Source organism: Williamsia sp. 1135 (genome assembly GCF_002095395.1).
Taxonomy (GTDB): domain Bacteria; phylum Actinomycetota; class Actinomycetes; order Mycobacteriales; family Mycobacteriaceae; genus Williamsia.
On sequence record NZ_MJEI01000084.1, the window covers coordinates 1 to 16,429 of the forward strand.

The 16,429-nt window shown below is 64.7% G+C and carries 16 protein-coding genes; 10 read left to right on the forward strand and 6 right to left on the reverse strand.

Features of this window, described 5'->3' with window-relative positions; genetic code table 11:
- Nucleotides 1-4: 4 nt before the first annotated feature.
- Complete coding sequence (locus BFL43_RS09935; protein WP_084889687.1) at nt 5-1,246, reverse strand: IS701 family transposase; 1,242 nt, start codon at nt 1,244-1,246, stop codon at nt 5-7.
- 301 nt (nt 1,247-1,547) lie between these two features.
- On the opposite strand from BFL43_RS09935, the gene BFL43_RS09940 reads away from it, so the two are divergent.
- Nucleotides 1,548-1,880, forward strand: coding sequence for an Lsr2 family protein (locus BFL43_RS09940; protein WP_084892390.1), 333 nt, complete (start codon nt 1,548-1,550; stop codon nt 1,878-1,880).
- Nucleotides 1,881-2,064: 184 nt separating this feature from the next.
- Here BFL43_RS09940 and BFL43_RS09945 read toward each other — a convergent pair whose 3' ends face one another.
- Nucleotides 2,065-3,666 carry a FadD3 family acyl-CoA ligase gene (locus BFL43_RS09945; protein ID WP_084892391.1) on the reverse strand — a complete coding sequence of 534 codons (1,602 nt, stop codon included), beginning with the start codon at nt 3,664-3,666 and terminating at the stop codon, nt 2,065-2,067.
- Between the two features lie 133 nt (nt 3,667-3,799).
- Here BFL43_RS09945 and BFL43_RS09950 point away from each other — a divergent pair, with 133 nt between their 5' ends.
- The 6 genes from BFL43_RS09950 (at nt 3,800) to BFL43_RS09975 (ending at nt 10,526) form a co-directional block, all read left to right on the forward strand.
- A complete protein-coding gene (locus tag BFL43_RS09950) occupies nt 3,800-5,053 on the forward strand; it encodes an acyl-CoA dehydrogenase family protein (RefSeq protein WP_084892458.1) in 1,254 nt (417 codons plus the stop codon).
- Nucleotides 5,050-5,865: an SDR family oxidoreductase gene (locus BFL43_RS09955; protein WP_084892392.1), complete on the forward strand. Its 816-nt coding sequence runs from the start codon at nt 5,050-5,052 to the stop codon at nt 5,863-5,865. Before BFL43_RS09950 ends, BFL43_RS09955 begins: the two co-directional genes overlap by 4 nt.
- Nucleotides 5,866-5,908: 43 nt before the next feature.
- Complete coding sequence (locus tag BFL43_RS09960; protein ID WP_084892393.1) at nt 5,909-7,063, forward strand: acetyl-CoA C-acetyltransferase; 1,155 nt, start codon at nt 5,909-5,911, stop codon at nt 7,061-7,063.
- Nucleotides 7,064-7,254: 191 nt separating this feature from the next.
- Nucleotides 7,255-8,769, forward strand: a complete 1,515-nt coding sequence (locus BFL43_RS09965) for an aldehyde dehydrogenase family protein (protein ID WP_084892394.1) — start codon at nt 7,255-7,257, stop codon at nt 8,767-8,769.
- 124 nt (nt 8,770-8,893) lie between these two features.
- Entirely contained in the window at nt 8,894-9,523 is a 630-nt protein-coding gene (locus tag BFL43_RS09970; RefSeq protein WP_084892395.1) for a TetR/AcrR family transcriptional regulator, read from the forward strand.
- A gap of 28 nt (nt 9,524-9,551) precedes the next feature.
- Complete coding sequence (locus BFL43_RS09975) at nt 9,552-10,526, forward strand: DUF389 domain-containing protein (RefSeq protein WP_084892459.1); 975 nt, start codon at nt 9,552-9,554, stop codon at nt 10,524-10,526.
- 17 nt (nt 10,527-10,543) lie between these two features.
- Here the strand turns inward: BFL43_RS09975 and BFL43_RS09980 are convergent, their stop codons facing one another.
- Genes BFL43_RS09980 through BFL43_RS09995 form a run of 4 tightly spaced genes read right to left on the reverse strand, consistent with a single transcriptional unit; the run spans nt 10,544 to nt 14,122 of the window.
- Nucleotides 10,544-11,626: a nitronate monooxygenase gene (locus BFL43_RS09980; protein ID WP_084892396.1), complete on the reverse strand. Its 1,083-nt coding sequence runs from the start codon at nt 11,624-11,626 to the stop codon at nt 10,544-10,546.
- On the reverse strand, nt 11,623-12,402 hold the full coding sequence (locus tag BFL43_RS09985; protein ID WP_084892397.1) for a CoA-transferase: 780 nt from the start codon (nt 12,400-12,402) through the stop codon (nt 11,623-11,625). Before BFL43_RS09985 ends, BFL43_RS09980 begins: the two co-directional genes overlap by 4 nt.
- The gene (locus BFL43_RS09990) at nt 12,399-13,322 is read right to left on the reverse strand and encodes a CoA-transferase (protein WP_084892398.1); all 924 of its coding nucleotides are present in this window, start codon (nt 13,320-13,322) and stop codon (nt 12,399-12,401) included. Before BFL43_RS09990 ends, BFL43_RS09985 begins: the two co-directional genes overlap by 4 nt.
- A 2-nt stretch (nt 13,323-13,324) precedes the next feature.
- A complete protein-coding gene (locus tag BFL43_RS09995) occupies nt 13,325-14,122 on the reverse strand; it encodes an enoyl-CoA hydratase family protein (protein ID WP_084892399.1) in 798 nt (265 codons plus the stop codon).
- A gap of 91 nt (nt 14,123-14,213) precedes the next feature.
- Between BFL43_RS09995 and BFL43_RS10000 the strand changes: the two genes are divergently transcribed.
- The 3 genes from BFL43_RS10000 to BFL43_RS10010 are packed head-to-tail and all read left to right on the forward strand — an operon-like array spanning nt 14,214 to nt 16,371.
- Nucleotides 14,214-14,984, forward strand: a complete 771-nt coding sequence (locus tag BFL43_RS10000) for an SDR family oxidoreductase (protein ID WP_084892460.1) — start codon at nt 14,214-14,216, stop codon at nt 14,982-14,984.
- A gap of 53 nt (nt 14,985-15,037) precedes the next feature.
- A complete protein-coding gene (locus BFL43_RS10005; RefSeq protein WP_084892400.1) occupies nt 15,038-15,958 on the forward strand; it encodes an SDR family oxidoreductase in 921 nt (306 codons plus the stop codon).
- Nucleotides 15,959-16,002: 44 nt separating this feature from the next.
- On the forward strand, nt 16,003-16,371 hold the full coding sequence (locus BFL43_RS10010) for a nuclear transport factor 2 family protein (RefSeq protein ID WP_084892401.1): 369 nt from the start codon (nt 16,003-16,005) through the stop codon (nt 16,369-16,371).
- Nucleotides 16,372-16,429: the final 58 nt, after the last annotated feature.

Here is a 16,429-nt window from a genome sequence, read left to right on the forward strand (position 1 = left end):
GGGTTCATTGTTGTTGTGACCTGCGTTGATAGTGGTGTTGTCGGGCTCGGTATTGGTGTTTTCGTCGCCAGAGTGACCAGCGGAGGGGGTCAGCGATGGCATGCAGTGGTGTGAGGACGAGGATCGTGAAGAGTTTGCGGAACTCGTTGACCGACAACCGGATCAGTCCAGGTTCTGAGGGTTGGGCCAGGCGTTCAGTGGCGGTATGCACGGCCAGGAAGGCGTGCGCAGCCATGACCAAGGTAATCCAGCGGTGCCAGGACGTCCACGTCCGCACTTGATGCTGATCCAGACCGGTCAGGCCTTTGCCGCTCTGGAACGATTCCTCGACCGTCCACCGCCGCCCGGCGACTCGGACGTACTGGTTCAGCGGCACCGGTGCCGGGCTGTAGCAGCGATAGAAGGCGAGCTCGCCGGAGCTATCGTTGCGCCGCACCAACACGTGACAGAGGCCAACATCGGGACGCTCGGTGGTCGCGATCAAGGCCCAGGAGTACCAGCGGTGTCCTTTGCTACCGGCGCCGGCAGACATCTTGTGCCAGGACCGCGGCGGTAGATTCTCAGCAAGGGCATCGACCCGGATCTTCCCGGCGGCTGTGGGGACCTGCCGATTGCATCCGACGGCCAGGACGTAGCCGATCTGTCTGTTGTGCAACGCTTTTCGTAGGTTCGGGTCTGCGCCGTACACTTCATCGCCAGCGACCCACGAGGCCGGAACGTCGGCGTCGAGGGCCGCCTCGACCAGCGTGGTTGCCAGGGCTGGTTTGGTAGCGAACTCGACCGTGTCAGGGACCCCGGCCTTGGTCCTTCGCTGCGGGTCGGTGGCCCAGGTGTGCTGCGGCAGGTACAGCGCTCGGTCGATCAGGGTGTGTCCGCGAGCGGCGGCGTAGGTCAGGTAGACCGCGACCTGACAGTTCTCCGTGCGTCCGGCGGTTCCGGTGTACTGGCGTTGTACCCCAACGGTGTTGGTGCCCTTCTTCAAGTCGCCGGTCTCATCAACGACAAGCACCGCATCAGGGTCGGCCAGGTGGTCGATGACATAGCTGCGAACGTCATCGCGGACCAGATCAGCGTCCCATTTAGCGCGGGACAGCAAGTGCTGCAGTCGGTCAGGGGTGCCATGGCCCGATAGTTCGGCGATAGTCCAGCAGTTCTTGGAACCTATATCGGCCAGCAAACCCAGCACCAGCGCACCGGCGTTGCGTCGTGCTTCGACCCGCGCGAACCGCGACGAGAACGACTCCAACAACCCATCCAGGCCCGCATGCCACCGCTCATGGTCTACCCTCAGTGCTGCGGTTGCCGCAGCTGATCTGGATGTCTTCACAAACTCGAGATCATGCCGCGGCAACCGCGCCTACCAGCGCAAACACGCCGAAACTACCTATCTACGGCTGTAGTACTAAGAAGTCATTTTTCCACTATTAGCGCGGAGGGTTCTTTCGCGCTATGCTGGCGGCCGATAGGCGGCCACTATGAATATGCTTGTTCGTGTTGGGTGCCGAATCCATCAATGAAAGTCTCGGAGCCATCACGAATGGAGCACAATGGCTAAGAAAGTTACGGTCACGCTGGTCGATGATGTCGACGACAGCAAGACGGCGGATGAGACCGTGGAGTTCGGCGTCGATGGCGTCACCTACGAGATTGATCTGTCCACCAAGAATGCGGACAAGCTACGCGATGACGTCGCCAAATGGGCTGAGCACGCCCGTCGTGTGAGCGGCCGCAAGCGCGCCAAGGGTCTCGCGACCAAGGCCTCGGTGGATCGTGAGCAGACGGCAGCTATCCGTGACTGGGCACGGCGCAGCGGCCATCAGGTGTCCTCACGTGGGCGTATAGCCGCCGGCATCGTGGATGCTTACAACGAGGCCCACTAACCCCGGCTTTTGACAACGGATGTAGTCCGAAGAAACGAGCGACCCGCGTAATCGGGTCGCTCGTTTTCTGTCTGAACGGTCGATCGATTGAATTGTAGATGGCGCGAAAGCTCAAACAATCGAAAACAAATATGACCGTCGCGATCATTTGTGCACCTGTGTTACAAGAATTGATTTCGCCTCTTTAAGAAAGTTCTCGTTTGAGGATCTTGCCCGCGGCATTGCGAGGGAACTCTTCGACGAAGACAACCGATCGGGGAATCTTGAAGTTCGCCAGTTTCTCGCGAGCATGAGAGATGACGGAACCCTCATCTATGGATGCGCCGGGCGCCGTCGTGACATATGCCCGTCCTACTTCGCCCAGCCGATCGTCGGGGATGCCGATTACTGCGACTTCGGTCACGCCATTGATTCGCGCGAGAACCTGCTCGACCTCGGCGGGATAGACGTTGAATCCACCGCAGATGTACATGTCTTTGAGTCGATCTGTGATCGTCAGGTTCCCTTTTGCATCAATTGTTCCGATATCCCCGGTGTGCAGCCAGCCGTCCGGGTCGATGGCCTCCGCGGTCGCCTGGGGATCGTCCAGGTATCCGGCCATCACCATCTTTCCGCGGGCGAGCACCTCACCGGCGTCTGAGAGCTTGAACTCCATGCCGGCGAACGCCCGGCCGCAGGTGTTCGCGACCGTCTCGTTGTCGTCATCCGGGGTGCAAGTGGAGACGAACCCACTGGTCTCGGTCAGCCCGTAGGCGGTGATCACCGTCTCGATACCCAGATCGTTCTGCATTCTCTCCACCAGGACCACCGGAACGATCGCTGCGCCGGTGACGGCGAGACGTAGTGATGACAGGTCGTGGTCGGCGCGGTCGGGGGCGTCGAGGATCGTCTGGAAGATCGTGGGCGCACCGGGGAACACGGTGGCATGTCGGGTTTCGATGAGGCGCATGGCCTCGGTGGGCGAGTACACCGCCAGCGGCACCATGGTCGTGCCCATGAGCGTGCACGGGAGGATGCCGGCTTTGTAGCCGAAGGTGTGGAAGTACGGATTGGCCATCAGGTAGGTGTCCTGCGGCCCCAGTCGGCCGTTCTGGGCCCATGCCCGCGCGCCGGCGATGGTCTGCTGGTGCTCGGCCAGGGCGCCCTTCGACTTCCCGGTGGTGCCGGAGGTGAAGAGCACGTCGGAGATGGCGGTGGGGCTCACCGCGGACGCCCGTGCCCGCGCCTCCGTGGCGTCGTGATCGATGACCGATGCCAGGAAGTCGTTCCAGTCGACGCCGACGGTGCCGCGTTGATCGTCGGCTTCGAGCCGGATCCGGACGGCCACCGACAGGTTTGTCTGGGTGTCGAGATCGCCGCCTGCGGCTTCGACGAGGCGGGCAAGACGATCGGTGCCCAGAAAGCTGCCCGCGACGACCAGGGCGGTGGCGTCGGTCCGCTGGATGATCTCGAGCGCCTCGGACGCGGTGTAGCGCGTGTTGAGGGGTACGACGGTCGCGCCCGCGACATGTACGCCGAGAGCTGCGATCGGCCAATGGAAGCTGTTCGGCGACCAGATCGCGACGCGGTCCCCGGTGTTGATCCCGTGCTCGATGAGCGCTGTCGCGAACGTGTGGACTGTGTCTTGCAGCTCCGACCAGGTCAGTTCGACCGTGTCGCCCCACTGGTCGTCGATGATCGCCCGCTGGTCGGGCCACAGTCGGGCCGCGCGCTGCAGGGCCGCAGGGGTAGTGGTGACGTCTTCGACGTCGAGGACGTCTGCTGAACGATCTGGGGTCGCGGACACGAATTCCTCCCGGTGTTCACACCTGTTCGAATATGCTGCTCCCGTCGTGGTCGACGAGGGTTCTGAAGCAAAAACCTAGCACTTGCTTGGGTGGTCTGACCGAGCAAGTGCTTGGTCGGTTATGGTGGTCGACATGACGGCGATCAACCTCGCTGACCGAGGCGTGGACCTGGCGCAATGGGATGGAACAACGGCAGACTTCGCCGATTCCGTCCGAACGTGGCTGGACCAACATCTGTCGGGAGAATTCGAGAATCTCAAGTCCCGCGGCGGCCCGGGTAGCGAGCACGAGTTCTTCGCCCGCAGGCTCGAGTGGGACCGGCTGCTGGCCGAGGCGGGCTGGACGTGCCTGGGCTGGCCGACGGAGTACGGCGGCCGGGGGGCCTCGATCGAGCAGCGGATCCTGTTTCATCAGGAGTACGCGAGATCCGGTGCTCCGGCGCGGGTCAGTCATGTCGGCGAGGAGCTACTCGGCCCGACCTTGATCGCATTCGGTACCGACGAACAGAAGCGCCGCTTTCTGCCCGGCATCAGGGACGTCGAAGAACTCTGGGCGCAGGGGTATTCCGAGCCGGGGGCCGGGTCCGACCTCGCGAACATCTCGACGACCGCGCGCCTGGACGGCGACAAGTGGGTCATCAACGGCCAGAAGGTGTGGACGTCGTTGGCCCACGTGGCGCAGTGGGCCTTTGTCCTGTGCCGTACCGAACCGGGCTCGAGCCGGCACCAGGGCCTCAGCTTCCTGCTCGTACCGCTGGATCAACCGGGCGTGACCGTCCGTCCCATCCAGCAACTCACCGGGACCTCGGAGTTCAACGAGGTCTTCTTCGACGACGCCACCACGGAGGCATCGCTCGTGGTCGGCGAGCCCGGCGAAGGCTGGAAGGTGGCCATGGGGCTGCTGCAGTTCGAGCGTGGCGTCTCCACCCTCGGCCAGCAGGTCGGTTTCTCCCGCGAGTTGGATCACGTCGTCGAGATGGCCAAGGCAAACGGCACCGCGAGCGATCCCGTCATCCGGGAACGGATCGCCCGGGCCTCGCTGGAGCTGCGCGTGATGCGGGCGCATGCCCAGCGGACGTTGGCGATCGTGGACACCGGGGGTTCCGGTGGTGAGGCCTCGGTGGCGAAGTTGTTGTGGGCCAACTGGCATCGCGACCTCGGGGAGCTGGCGATGGCTGTGCAGGGTGCACCGTCGCTGATCGCACCGGACGCCACCAGCGAAGGCGTGCCGAACGACATCCGCGATCCGGAGCACCTCGAACTGGACCTGTGGCAAAGACTGTTCCTCTTCACCCGCGCCGACACCATCTATGGCGGGTCCAACGAAGTGCAACGCAACATCATCGCCGAGCGGGTGCTCGGACTACCTCGAGAGGCACGATCGTGACCGTTTCCGAACATCGGCCCAGTCCATTGGCCACCGCCCCCGACGAGATACCGGGCCACGGCTTGCTGGCCGGGCGAAAGGTGGTCGTCACCGCCGCTGCCGGAACAGGGATCGGGTTCGCCTCCGCGCGAAGGGCATTGCTCGAGGGCGCCGACGTGCTCGTCAGCGACTGGCATGAGAGGCGGCTGGGCGAGACCGCAGAGAAACTGCACGCCGAGTTCGGTGACCAGGTGGTGGCCCAGGCGGTGTGCAACGTCCAGAAGACCGCCGACGTGAACGAGCTGATCGCGAGTGCGGCAGATCAACTCGGCCGCATCGACATCCTGATCAACAATGCCGGCCTCGGCGGCGAGACCCCGGTGGTGGACATGGACGACGACGAGTGGGACCGCGTCATCGACATCACCCTCAACGGGACGTTCCGCGCGACCAGGGCCGCGTTGCGGTACTTCCGCGACGCTCCGCATGGCGGTGTCATCGTGAACAATGCCTCGGTTCTGGGCTGGCGCGCCCAGCACAGTCAATCCCATTACGCGGCAGCGAAAGCCGGAGTGATGGCGCTGACCCGCTGCGCCGCGATCGAGGCCGCGGAGTACGGGGTGCGCATCAACGCCGTCGCCCCGTCGATCGCCCGGCATCCGTTCCTCGCGAAGGTGACCAGCGAAGAGTTGCTCGCCGACCTCGCCTCCCGCGAGGCCTACGGCCGGGCAGCCGAGGTGTGGGAGATCGCCGCCACCATCGCCATGCTGGCCAGTGACTACACCACCTACCTGACCGGCGAGGTCGTCTCGATCTCCAGTCAGCGCGCCTGACCACCCAGTAGCGACTACCCAGAAGAATCTCAAGGAGCACAGCATGTCTGCACCACAGGCCTACATCGTCGAAGCATTACGGACCCCGGTGGGCAAGCGCAACGGCTCTCTCGCCGGGGTACATCCGGCCGACCTGGGGGCCCACGTCATCAAAGCCGTGGTCGAGCGCACCGGCATCGACCCCATGGTCGTCGACGACGTGATCTTCGGTTGCGTCGACACCATCGGTGCGCAGGCGGGCAACATCGCCCGCACCGCCTGGCTCACTGCGGGTCTGCCGCTGGACATCCCGGGAACCACGGTTGATCGCCAGTGCGGATCATCGCAGCAGGCAATCCATTTCGCCGCGCAGGCCGTGATGAGTGGCACCCAGGACGTCGTGATCGCCGGTGGCCTGCAGAACATGAGCGCCATCCCCATCTCGGCCGCGATGCTCGCCGGTCGGGAATACGGCTACTCCACCCCGACCGCCGAGTCCCCGGGCTGGACCGAGAGGTTCGGTGACGCAGAGATCTCGCAGTTCGTCGGTGCCGACATGATGGCCAAGAAGTGGGACATCAGTCGCCTCGACATGGAGCAGTGGGCGCTGCAGTCACATCAGCGGGCTCGCCGGGCGATCGACGAGGGCCACTTCGCCGCGGAGACCGTGCCTCTGGGGGAGTGCGTCGTCGACGAATGTCCCCGCGAGACGACACTGGAGAAGATGGCCGGCCTGAAGGTGCTGGCCGAAGGGTCGCAGTTGACCGCCGCGGTGGCATCGCAGATCTGCGACGGTGCGTCGGCGACGTTGGTGGTGTCCGAGGCAGCGCTCAAGGCCTACAACCTCACCCCGCGGGCGCGCATCCACCACATCTCGGTGCGCGGCGACGATCCGGTGATGATGTTGTCCGCACCGATCCCGGCCACCAAGTACGCGCTCGAGAAGACGGGCCTGAGCATCGACGACATCGACGTCGTTGAGATCAATGAGGCCTTCGCACCCGTGGTCCTGGCCTGGCTGAAGGAGACCGGCGCAGATCCGGCGCGGGTCAACCCGAACGGCGGCGGTATCGCACTCGGCCATCCACTGGGTGCAACCGGCGCGAAGCTGTTCGCCACCCTGCTGCACGAACTCGAGCGCACCGGCGGCCGCTACGGCCTGCAGACGATGTGTGAGGGCGGCGGCACCGCCAACGTCACGATCATCGAGCGCCTTTAGAAGTTCCTCCGGAAATGGGGCCTTTTGGCGAACAAATGCCCAGGTGGGCTTCGCCAGAAGGCCCCATGATCGGGGGCGCGGAGACGCAGGTGGCGCGGTATGTGTGAGTTGGCGCATACTGGTTTGCGACATACTTGGAAAATCGTTCCAACGTTTCGCATGCGAACCAGAAGCACTTGGAGGTCCCCGCCATGACCAAACCCGCAGACGTGGCAAAGAAACAGGTCAGCGAGAACACATCCGCCGACACCCTGTCGTTGCAGGCGTTGCTCGACCTGCAGCGAGCGGCATTCCTCCGGGACGGGATCCCTGACGCCGAGACCCGCATCGATCGCATCGTCCGGCTGCAGGCGATGCTGCTCGACAATGCCGAGGAGATCTCGGAAGCGTTGACCGCGGACTTCGGGTCCCGACCCCGTGAACTGTCGATCGCCGCCGACGTCGCCGGTTGCATGATCGACCTCAATCATCAGAAGCGGCACGTGAAGAAGTGGATGCAGACGTCCACGCCCGGCAAGGTGTTGGCCAAGGCCGGTCTGCGCCAGGAGGTCCGCCACGACCCCAAGGGCGTCGTCGGCATCATGGGTCCGTGGAACTTCCCGCTGCAGCTCACCATCGTCCCGGCGGGATCCGCACTCGCCGCCGGCAACCGCGTCTTGATGCGGCCGTCCTCCGTCACCGCCAAGACCACAGCGGTGCTCGCGAAGCTCGCACCCCGATATTTCGATCTCGAAGAACTCGCGGTGCTGACCAGTGCGCACGGTGGAGGCTCTGACTTCGCGAAGCTCGAGGTCGATCACATGTTCTTCACCGGTTCGCCAGAGGTCGGTGCGTCGGTTGCTGCCGAAGCCGGTAAGAATCTGGTGCCGGTGACGCTCGAACTCGGCGGTAAGAACCCCGTGGTCGTCGACGCCGACGCCGATATCGAGAAGGCGGCCACCCGGGTCGCTGATGCCCGTCTGGTCAATGGCGGTCAGGTCTGCCTGTGCCCCGACTACGTGTGGGTGCCGGAGGCGAAAGTCGGCGAGTTCACCGACCGGGTGCTGGCCCGCTGGCGTGCGAATCTGCCTGCCATCAAAGATAATCCGCAGTTCACCGCGACAATCAACGACAAGAACTTCGACCGCATCGTCGACCTGATCGACGACGCGGAATCGCTGGGCGCCACGAAGCACCAGGTGATCCCGGCGGGGGAGAAGCTGCCCGACGCGCAGACCCGCAAGATCGCGCCGACGCTGCTGACCGGTGTGAAGGCCGGGATGAAGATCGAAGAGGACGAGGTGTTCGGTCCGGTCCTGACCGTGTACCCGTACCGCGATCTCGACGAGGCGATCGCCCACATCACCAGTCATCCGCACCCGCTGACGATGTACTGGTACGGCGAATACAACGAGCGGTTCAGCAAGCTCGCCGACTCGACCAGGTCCGGATCCATCAACGGCAACGACTTCGCGATCAACATGTTCGGTCCGGATCTGCCGTTCGGTGGTGTCGGGCGAAGTGGCATGGGCAGCTACCACGGCAAGTACGGGTTCGAGACGTTCTCCCACGCGCGCGCTGTCGCGTTCTCGACGATGGGAATGGCGGTGTCGGAGATGATGACCGCGCCGTTCACGCCGAAGGACGTCAAGACCACCAACGTTCAGATGAAGCTCTGGAAGTTCTTCAACAACCGCGCGCGCAAGAAGCTCGGCCACAAGTTCTGAGCCCCACCCGAAACAAACCCAGTCGCTCCGGGTACACCCAGCTGTTGCAGTAGCTGGGTTTGCCTGGGACGGCTGGGTTTGTGCGTAGCCGCCGAGACAAGCAAGCGCTTGCTAGGCTGGGCGGGTGGCATCGAGACGCAGCGAGACGACATCTGTAGGGCCGTCGAGTGAGGGTACCCGGGTCTCGCGGCGCGATGAACTGCTCGCCGTCGCGAGTGGGTTGTTCGCCGAACGTGGGCTGCGCACCACCACGGTCCGCGACATCGCCGACGCCGCCGGGATTCTGTCGGGAAGTCTCTATCACCACTTCGATTCCAAAGAGACGATGGTCGACGAGATTCTCCAGGGGTTTCTGGATTCACTGTTCGAGAGCTATCGGGAGGTCGTGGCAGCCGGCCTGCCCGCCCGGGAGACGCTGACCAGTTTGGTGACCGTCTCCTTCGAGAGCATCGACCGTGATCACTCGGCCGTGGCGATCTATCAGGACGAGGCGAAGCGGCTGTCCGGGCAGGACCGGTTCGCCTACATCCGCGAACGAAACGTCGAGTTCCGCGCCCTGTGGAGCGATGTACTCACTAGCGGTGTCGCGGATGGCAGTTTTCGCCGAGATCTCGACACCGAACTCGTTTACCGATTCATGCGCGACACCGTCTGGGTCGCGGTGCGCTGGTATCGGCCGGGCGGCGAGATGACTGCCCAGCAGGTTGCCGACCAGTATCTGAGCGTCGTCCTCGACGGCATCGTTCCCCGCTGACCGTTCCCGGTGGTGGCAAGGTGTGCCCATGATGTTGTTACGGGTGGTCTCGCCTGCCGAGCACACACAATCGATCGCAGACCTGCTCACCGACGACACCGCTGTCAGTAATGTTGCAGTTCATCGGGGCGTCTCGGTGAAGCCGGCGGGCGACATCATCGAGGCAGACATCGCACGAGAAGGTGTCAACGAGATCGTCGATGTCCTCTTGCGCATGGACATCCACAAGTCCGGGACCATCCAACTCGCCGATGTCCCGACGTGGATGTCCCAGAAAGGCTTCGAGGCCGATCTCGTCACGCCCGGGGCCAGCGCGGACGCCGTGGTCTGGAGTGAGGTCACCCAGACCGCGTACGAGGACTCGGAGTTCAACTGGACCTTCGTCAGCTTCATGTTCCTGGCCACGGTGCTGGTGGCCATCGCCATCCTGTTGAACTCGACGATCCTGCTCATCGGGGCGATGGTCCTCGGGCCCGAGTTCGGCGCGGTCGCCGCGCTCGGCGTGGCACTGGTGCGCCGCCGCGGCACACTGCTGCGACGGGCCGCAGCCACGCTCGCCGGAGGCTTCGCGATCGCCATCGCGGCCACCACCGTCCTGGCGCTCATCGCGCGGGCACTGGGGTGGATCACGGTGGTCGACGTCGTCGAATCCCGTCCGGACACCGAGTTCATCTACTCCCCGGACAAATGGTCGTTCATCGTCGCAGTGCTCGCCGGGGCCGCCGGCGTACTGTCCGTGACCTCGGCGAAGCTGGGCGGGCTGTCAGGGGTGTTCATCTCCGTGACGACGATTCCCGCGGCAGGCAACGTCGCGCTCGGTCTCGCCTTCGGGCTCAGGGACACCGTCGTGGGAAGTGCTCTGCAACTGCTGCTCAATCTCGCGGGTATGGCGGTGGCGGGTTGGCTGACCCTGGCGCTGCAGCAGGCGAGTTGGGGCCGGGCATCGGCGTATCGGGCCAGATTGCTCAGAAACCGTCCGACGCGAGGACGGCCTGACCTCTAGTCATGTCGGCAGACTGCTCACAGCTTCCCGAGGCGCTCCAACCGATTCCACGCCTGCGTCATGATCGACTGGATGAGGTCGTCGCAGCTCGGGAGGTCGTCGATCATGCCGACCACCTGACCCGAGGCGAGTACGCCTGCCTCGGTGTTGCCCTCGACCAGGCCGGCGCGCAGCAGCATCGGGGTGTTTCCGGCCATGATGATCTGCTGCCACGTGCGTTCGCCGGACTTGCGCATGGTGCGGCCGTCCTTGAGCATAGTCGACCACTTCATGCCGGTCAGTTGCTTGAACTTGTTGGCGTTGTTCGTCGCAGCTGCCAGAGCTGTTGCACTGTTGCCCGATTCGAGCTTGTCGACGAGTTCGGTCCGCAGTACCCGGTGCGGCATCCCGTCGACCTTCGTGGAGACGACGGTGTCACCGAGGCCGCGCGCGATGTACTCCTTCTTGACGGCGTCGGGCACCGCGCTGTCCGACGTCAACAGGAATCGGGTCCCCATCGCGACACCTTCGGCGCCGTAGGACAGGGCGGCGACGAGCCCACGCCCGTCGAAGAAACCGCCGGCAGCTACGACCGGAATGCCCTCTGGACCAAGCGCATCGAGGACGCTCGGCAGCAGCAGGGTGGTCGCGACCGGTCCGGTGTGGCCGCCGCCCTCACCGCCCTGGACGATCACCGCGTCCGCACCCCAGGAGGCGACCTTGACCGCGTGCTTCGCTGCCCCGATCGACGGGATGACGACGATGCCGTGGTCCTTCAGCTTGGCGATCAGCTCAGGCTTGGGCGCCAGTGCGAACGATGCGACCTTGACCTTTTCGCGGATCAGCAGATCGATACGTTCGGGTGCGTCGGTGGCATCGGCACGAAGATTGACGCCGAAGGGCTTGTCCGTCAACGTTTTCGTCTTTGCGATCGCCGTCTCGAGCTCGGGATACGTCATCGTGGCCGATGCCAGGATGCCCAGGCCACCGGCGTTCGACGTCGCCGAGGTCAGCGAGGGCCCCGAGACCCAGCCCATCCCGGTCTGCACGATCGGATACTTGATCCCGACCAACTCGGTGAAACGCGTGGCGAGCGCCGGCGCGGGTTGTGGGGTGGTCACTTGGTCGCCTCCACGGGCTTGACTTCCTTCTCCCGCAGGCCTTTCGGGTCGATGACCTCGCGGATGAGCCGGAGTTCCTCGGCCGAGGGAAGGCGGGTCACCCCGGCGGTGTCGAGGCCCGCGACCTCGAAGCCGGTGTTGTCCGCGACCTCGTCCGCCTCGACGCCCGGATGCAGGCTGAGCGCGCGCATCGTGTGGTCGGGACCCCCGAAATCGAAGACGCCGAGGTTGGTCACCACCCGGTAGATGTTCAGATACTTGTAGGCGGGGTTTTCCGGATCGACCTTGTCGTAGCCGACCCCGGACACCACGTCCACCACACCGCCGAACACCCGGGAGGAGTGCTTGGCGACCCAGTAGCTCGTCGGATGGTTGATGGTGTTCCCGGGCGCTCCGCGCGACCCGAACATCTGGCGCGTCGGTTGCTGTAGTGGACCGAAGGCCGACAGGTTCTGATTACCGTAGCGATCGATCTGGTTGGCGCCCATCACCACATGGCGGCGGCCGGAGGCGACGACGTCGAAGACTTTCCGGAACGGCATGTAACCTTCGATGGCTCCGGACTTTCCGACGGCGGGGGTGTCGGCGAAGATGAGGGCCTCGCCGTCGGTGATCAGCAGGCCGGGCTCTGTGGTCAAGCGCGCCAGCCGGACTCCGATCAGGGGTGTGGTGGCCATCGGTGACGCCATGGTCTCGCCCGCGCCTGCGAAGATCTCGGCGCACGCGATGACGCAGCTCTCTGCTCGGGTCACGTCTGCGGCCTGGGGTGCGCTCATTTTCCGGACTCCTTCGCGATGGTCGCCTGTTCGGTGGCCCATGTGCTGATCTCGCTCTGGTATTGCGCTTCGTCGACGGCGAGGAAGCGGTCGGAGAAGGCCTGCCATGCCTCGGGGGTCTTGGCCGACTCCGCGTAGAACCGCTGGAATGCCTCATCCCGGCCGTAGTCGCCTGCGAACGTGAAATGGGCACCGTTCGGGGTGTGCACCACGCGGTCGACGTTGAGCCGATTGAGCAACACCCGTTGCAGCGGCACCGATTCGATCAGTTCCTCGGTGGACACCAGACGGTCGGTCTCGAGATACCGACGCTGGGCGGCCCCACAGTAGAGGTCGTCGAAGTAGGGATCGATACCGGTGTAGGCGGCGTTGCCGTGCTTGTCGGCGAGGTCGAGGTGCACGAACGCGGCATCGAGGTTGAGTGCGGGCATCGCGATGAGGGTCTGATGGCGACCGTCTTCATCGGGATACGGCGAAGTGACCGTGGACAATTCGCCGTCCCAGAAGTTGGGGACGTCGGAGCCGAGGCCGGCGCGGATCGGCAGGAACGGCAGTCGGGCTGCGGCGGCTTCGAGTCCGCACTTGACCATGCCCTCGTCCATCTCGCGGACCGTGATCGCTCCGGAGGTGCGGGCAGCGGCGAACCACGGGTCGTAGAACGGTGGCGAGTCCAGCGACACGAACCCGTAGTAGGCCTTGCTGACCTTCCCGGCAGCACAGAGCAATCCGAGGTCGGGTCCGCCGTAGGTGACCACGGTCAGGTCCGTCACGGTCGACCGGGCGAGGGCTCTCACCAGAGCCATCGGCTTGCGGCGTGAACCCCAGCCGCCGATGCCGATGGTCATGCCGCTCTCGATTTCGCCGATGACGTCGCCGAGTGTGCTCGTCTTGTCCCTTGCCCCTGTCTTGTCCCTTGCCATTGTTATTTCGACCCTCCGCCGCTGTGTGAACTCTGTTGAGGTGAACTCGTTTTGGGCTTGCCGGTCTCGACGAAGGCGTCGCGGTGCTCGTCGGCGACGCCCGCGAGGTTGAGCTCGAATGTGAAGCCCTGCTCGAAGCGGTAGCTGGACTTCACGTCCACCGGATCGATGCCGTTGAACGCTTCCTTCGCGGCCCTGATGACCCGCGCGTCCTTGGCCGCGATCTTGCGGGCGATCTCCAGCGCCGCGTTGTCGAGCTCCTCGCGTGGGACCACCTTCTGAACCGAACCGAAGTGCTCGAGCTGCTGGGCGGTGACGTTCTGCGCGGTGTAGTACAGGGCGCGCATCGTGTGCTGAGGAACGAGTCGCGAAAGGTGGGTGGCTGCGCCGAGGGCGCCGCGATCGACCTCGGGGAGACCGAAGACCGCGTCGTCGGAGGCAACGATGATGTCGGCGTTTCCGACGAGGCCGACCCCGCCCCCGACGCAGAAGCCGTTGACCGCCGCGATGACCGGGACGGCGCAGTCGTACACCCCGGAAAAGGCGACGGCGCATCCGCGGTTGGCGGCGATGAGCGCCCCGTAGCCCTCGGTCGCCTGCATCTCCTTGATGTCGACGCCGGCGTTGAAGCCCCGGCCCTCGGCCCGCAGGATCACGACGTGGGTGTCGTTGGCGCGTCCGGCCGCGAGTATCGCCTCCCCCAATTCGAACCAGGCCGCCGACGGCAAGGCGTTGACCGGCGGAAAGTCGACCGTGACCGAGACGATCCCTGGCTCGACGGTGGATGTGGTGATGGGCATCGATGCTCCTCGCGTACCGTACGTCTGTAGACCAACCAAGCAATTGCTTGGTACCTTAACACCCTTGTGGTCATGACAGATGGGGCAGTGGATGGACTTGGGATTGTCAGGGCAGGTGGTGCTCGTGACCGGAGGCGTGCGCGGAGTGGGCGCGGGTATCAGTGCGGTCCTGACGAGTCTGGGCGCAACGGTGGTGGCGTGTGCCAGACGCCCCGCCGACGAAGGATCGCCGGCGCCCTATGCCGAGTTCGTCAGCTGCGACATCCGTGACGCAGACGCCGTGACCGCCATGACCGAGCAGGTGGTGGAGCAGCACGGCCGGCTCGACGGGGTCGTGAACAATGCCGGTGGTGCGCCGTTCGCCATGGCAGCGGATGCCTCACCGCGCTTTCATTCGAAGATCGTGGAACTCAACCTGCTCGCTCCGCTGATCATCGCGCAGGCTGCCAACAAGGTCATGCAGCAACAGGACTCCGGCGGCTCGATCGTCAACGTGTCCAGCATGTCCGGACGTAGGCCGTCGCCGGGAACCGCGGGTTACGGGGCCGCCAAAGCAGGGCTCGACTCGTTGACCGGGTCGCTGGCGGTGGAGTGGGCTCCGCGGGTACGGGTCAACTCCGTGGTCGCAGGTGCGGTACGCACCGAGCTCGCGGACATGTTCTACGGCGATGACGACGGCGTCGCAGCTGTGGCGCGGACCATCCCGATGGGGCGCCTGGCGCTCCCCGAAGACGTCGGCAATGCTGTGGCATTCTTGTTGTCCCCGTTGGCTTCCTACATGACCGGATCGACGATGGAAGTTCACGGTGGCGGCGAACGCCTTGCCTTCTGGGACGTCGGATCCAACGAGATCCCCAGCTGATCGGCGGGCTCAGAACTCAATGACGACATCGACAAACCGAAGGAGCTGATTTGATGAGTGGAATCGTGGCCGGCCGAGTGGTCATCGTGACCGGGGCGGGCCGGGGCATCGGCCGTGAGCACGCACTGGCCTTCGCGGCCGAGGGCGCCAAGGTCGTTGTGAACGACATCGGGGCCGGTCTGGACGGATCGAACACCGGCGAGAGTCCCGCCGAGCAGGTGGTGGCGGAGATCAAGGCAACGGGCGGCGAGGCCGTGGTCAACGGTGATGATGTCGCCAGCTGGGCCGGCGCCGAGAACCTGGTACGGACAGCAATTGATTCCTTTGGGGCGCTGGATATTCTGGTCAACAACGCCGGATTCCTCCGCGACAAGATGCTCGTCTCGATGAGTGAAGAGGACTGGGACAACGTGATCCGGGTCCACTTGAAGGGGCACTTCGCGACCTTGCGGCACGCAGCTGCATACTGGCGAGCCGAATCGAAGGCCGGCAATCCGCGGGAGGCGCGGGTGATCAACACGTCCTCGGGTGCGGGGCTGTACGGCTCTGTGGGACAAGGTAACTACTCCGCGGCGAAGGCCGCGATCGCGGAACTGACGATTCAGGCGGCAGCCGAGATGAAGGCATATGGTGTGACGGTGAACGCCATCGCCCCGTCGGCCCGGACCCGGATGACCACGAGTTCCGGTGACGCGATGGCCGCGCAGATGGCCGCACCTGAGGACGGCTCGTTCGACGCGATGGATCCGGCAAACGTCTCGCCCCTGGTCGTCTGGCTGGGCTCGGTCGAAGCGGGTTCGGTCAGCGGACGGGTCTTCGAGGTCGAGGGCGGCACCGTGTCGGTGACCGACGGTTGGCAGCGAAGCGTCAAACGCGACAAGGGTGCTCGGTGGGACCCTGCCGAACTGGGGCCTGTGGTCAAGGAGATCCTGGCCGAAGCCCCGACCCCGATGCCGGTGTACGGAGCACGATAGAGGCAGGCACGATAGAGGGCAGGCACGATAGAAGGGCGGGCGCGATGAGCACGGATACCGATCTGATCGCTGCGGCGAAGTCGTACGTCGACGCGCTCGTCAGCCACGACCCCGCGGCGGTCCCGTTCCATCCCGACTGCACGCGCATCGAGCTGGGCGTCAAGACCGGACGCAGTGGTGATCATCTGCGGCGCAGCCTTGCGAAGGGGCCGCAGTACCGGGTGATCCACACCGTCAGCGACTTCACCCCGCGGGTGGAAGGGCCGGTGGTGCACGTGACCTTCTATGTCCACGTGCAGCCGAAGCCGCTGGGATTGGCCGCGAAGGTGACCGAGAGCTTCGAGTTCGACGATGACGGCAGAATCGTCAAGATCATCGCGAAGTTCGGCATCCCGCGGCGCCGTACCCCCTAGCCCCCAGACGCTCCACAAATGCGAAGACGCGCCACCTGTTGGTGGCGCGTCTTCGTGT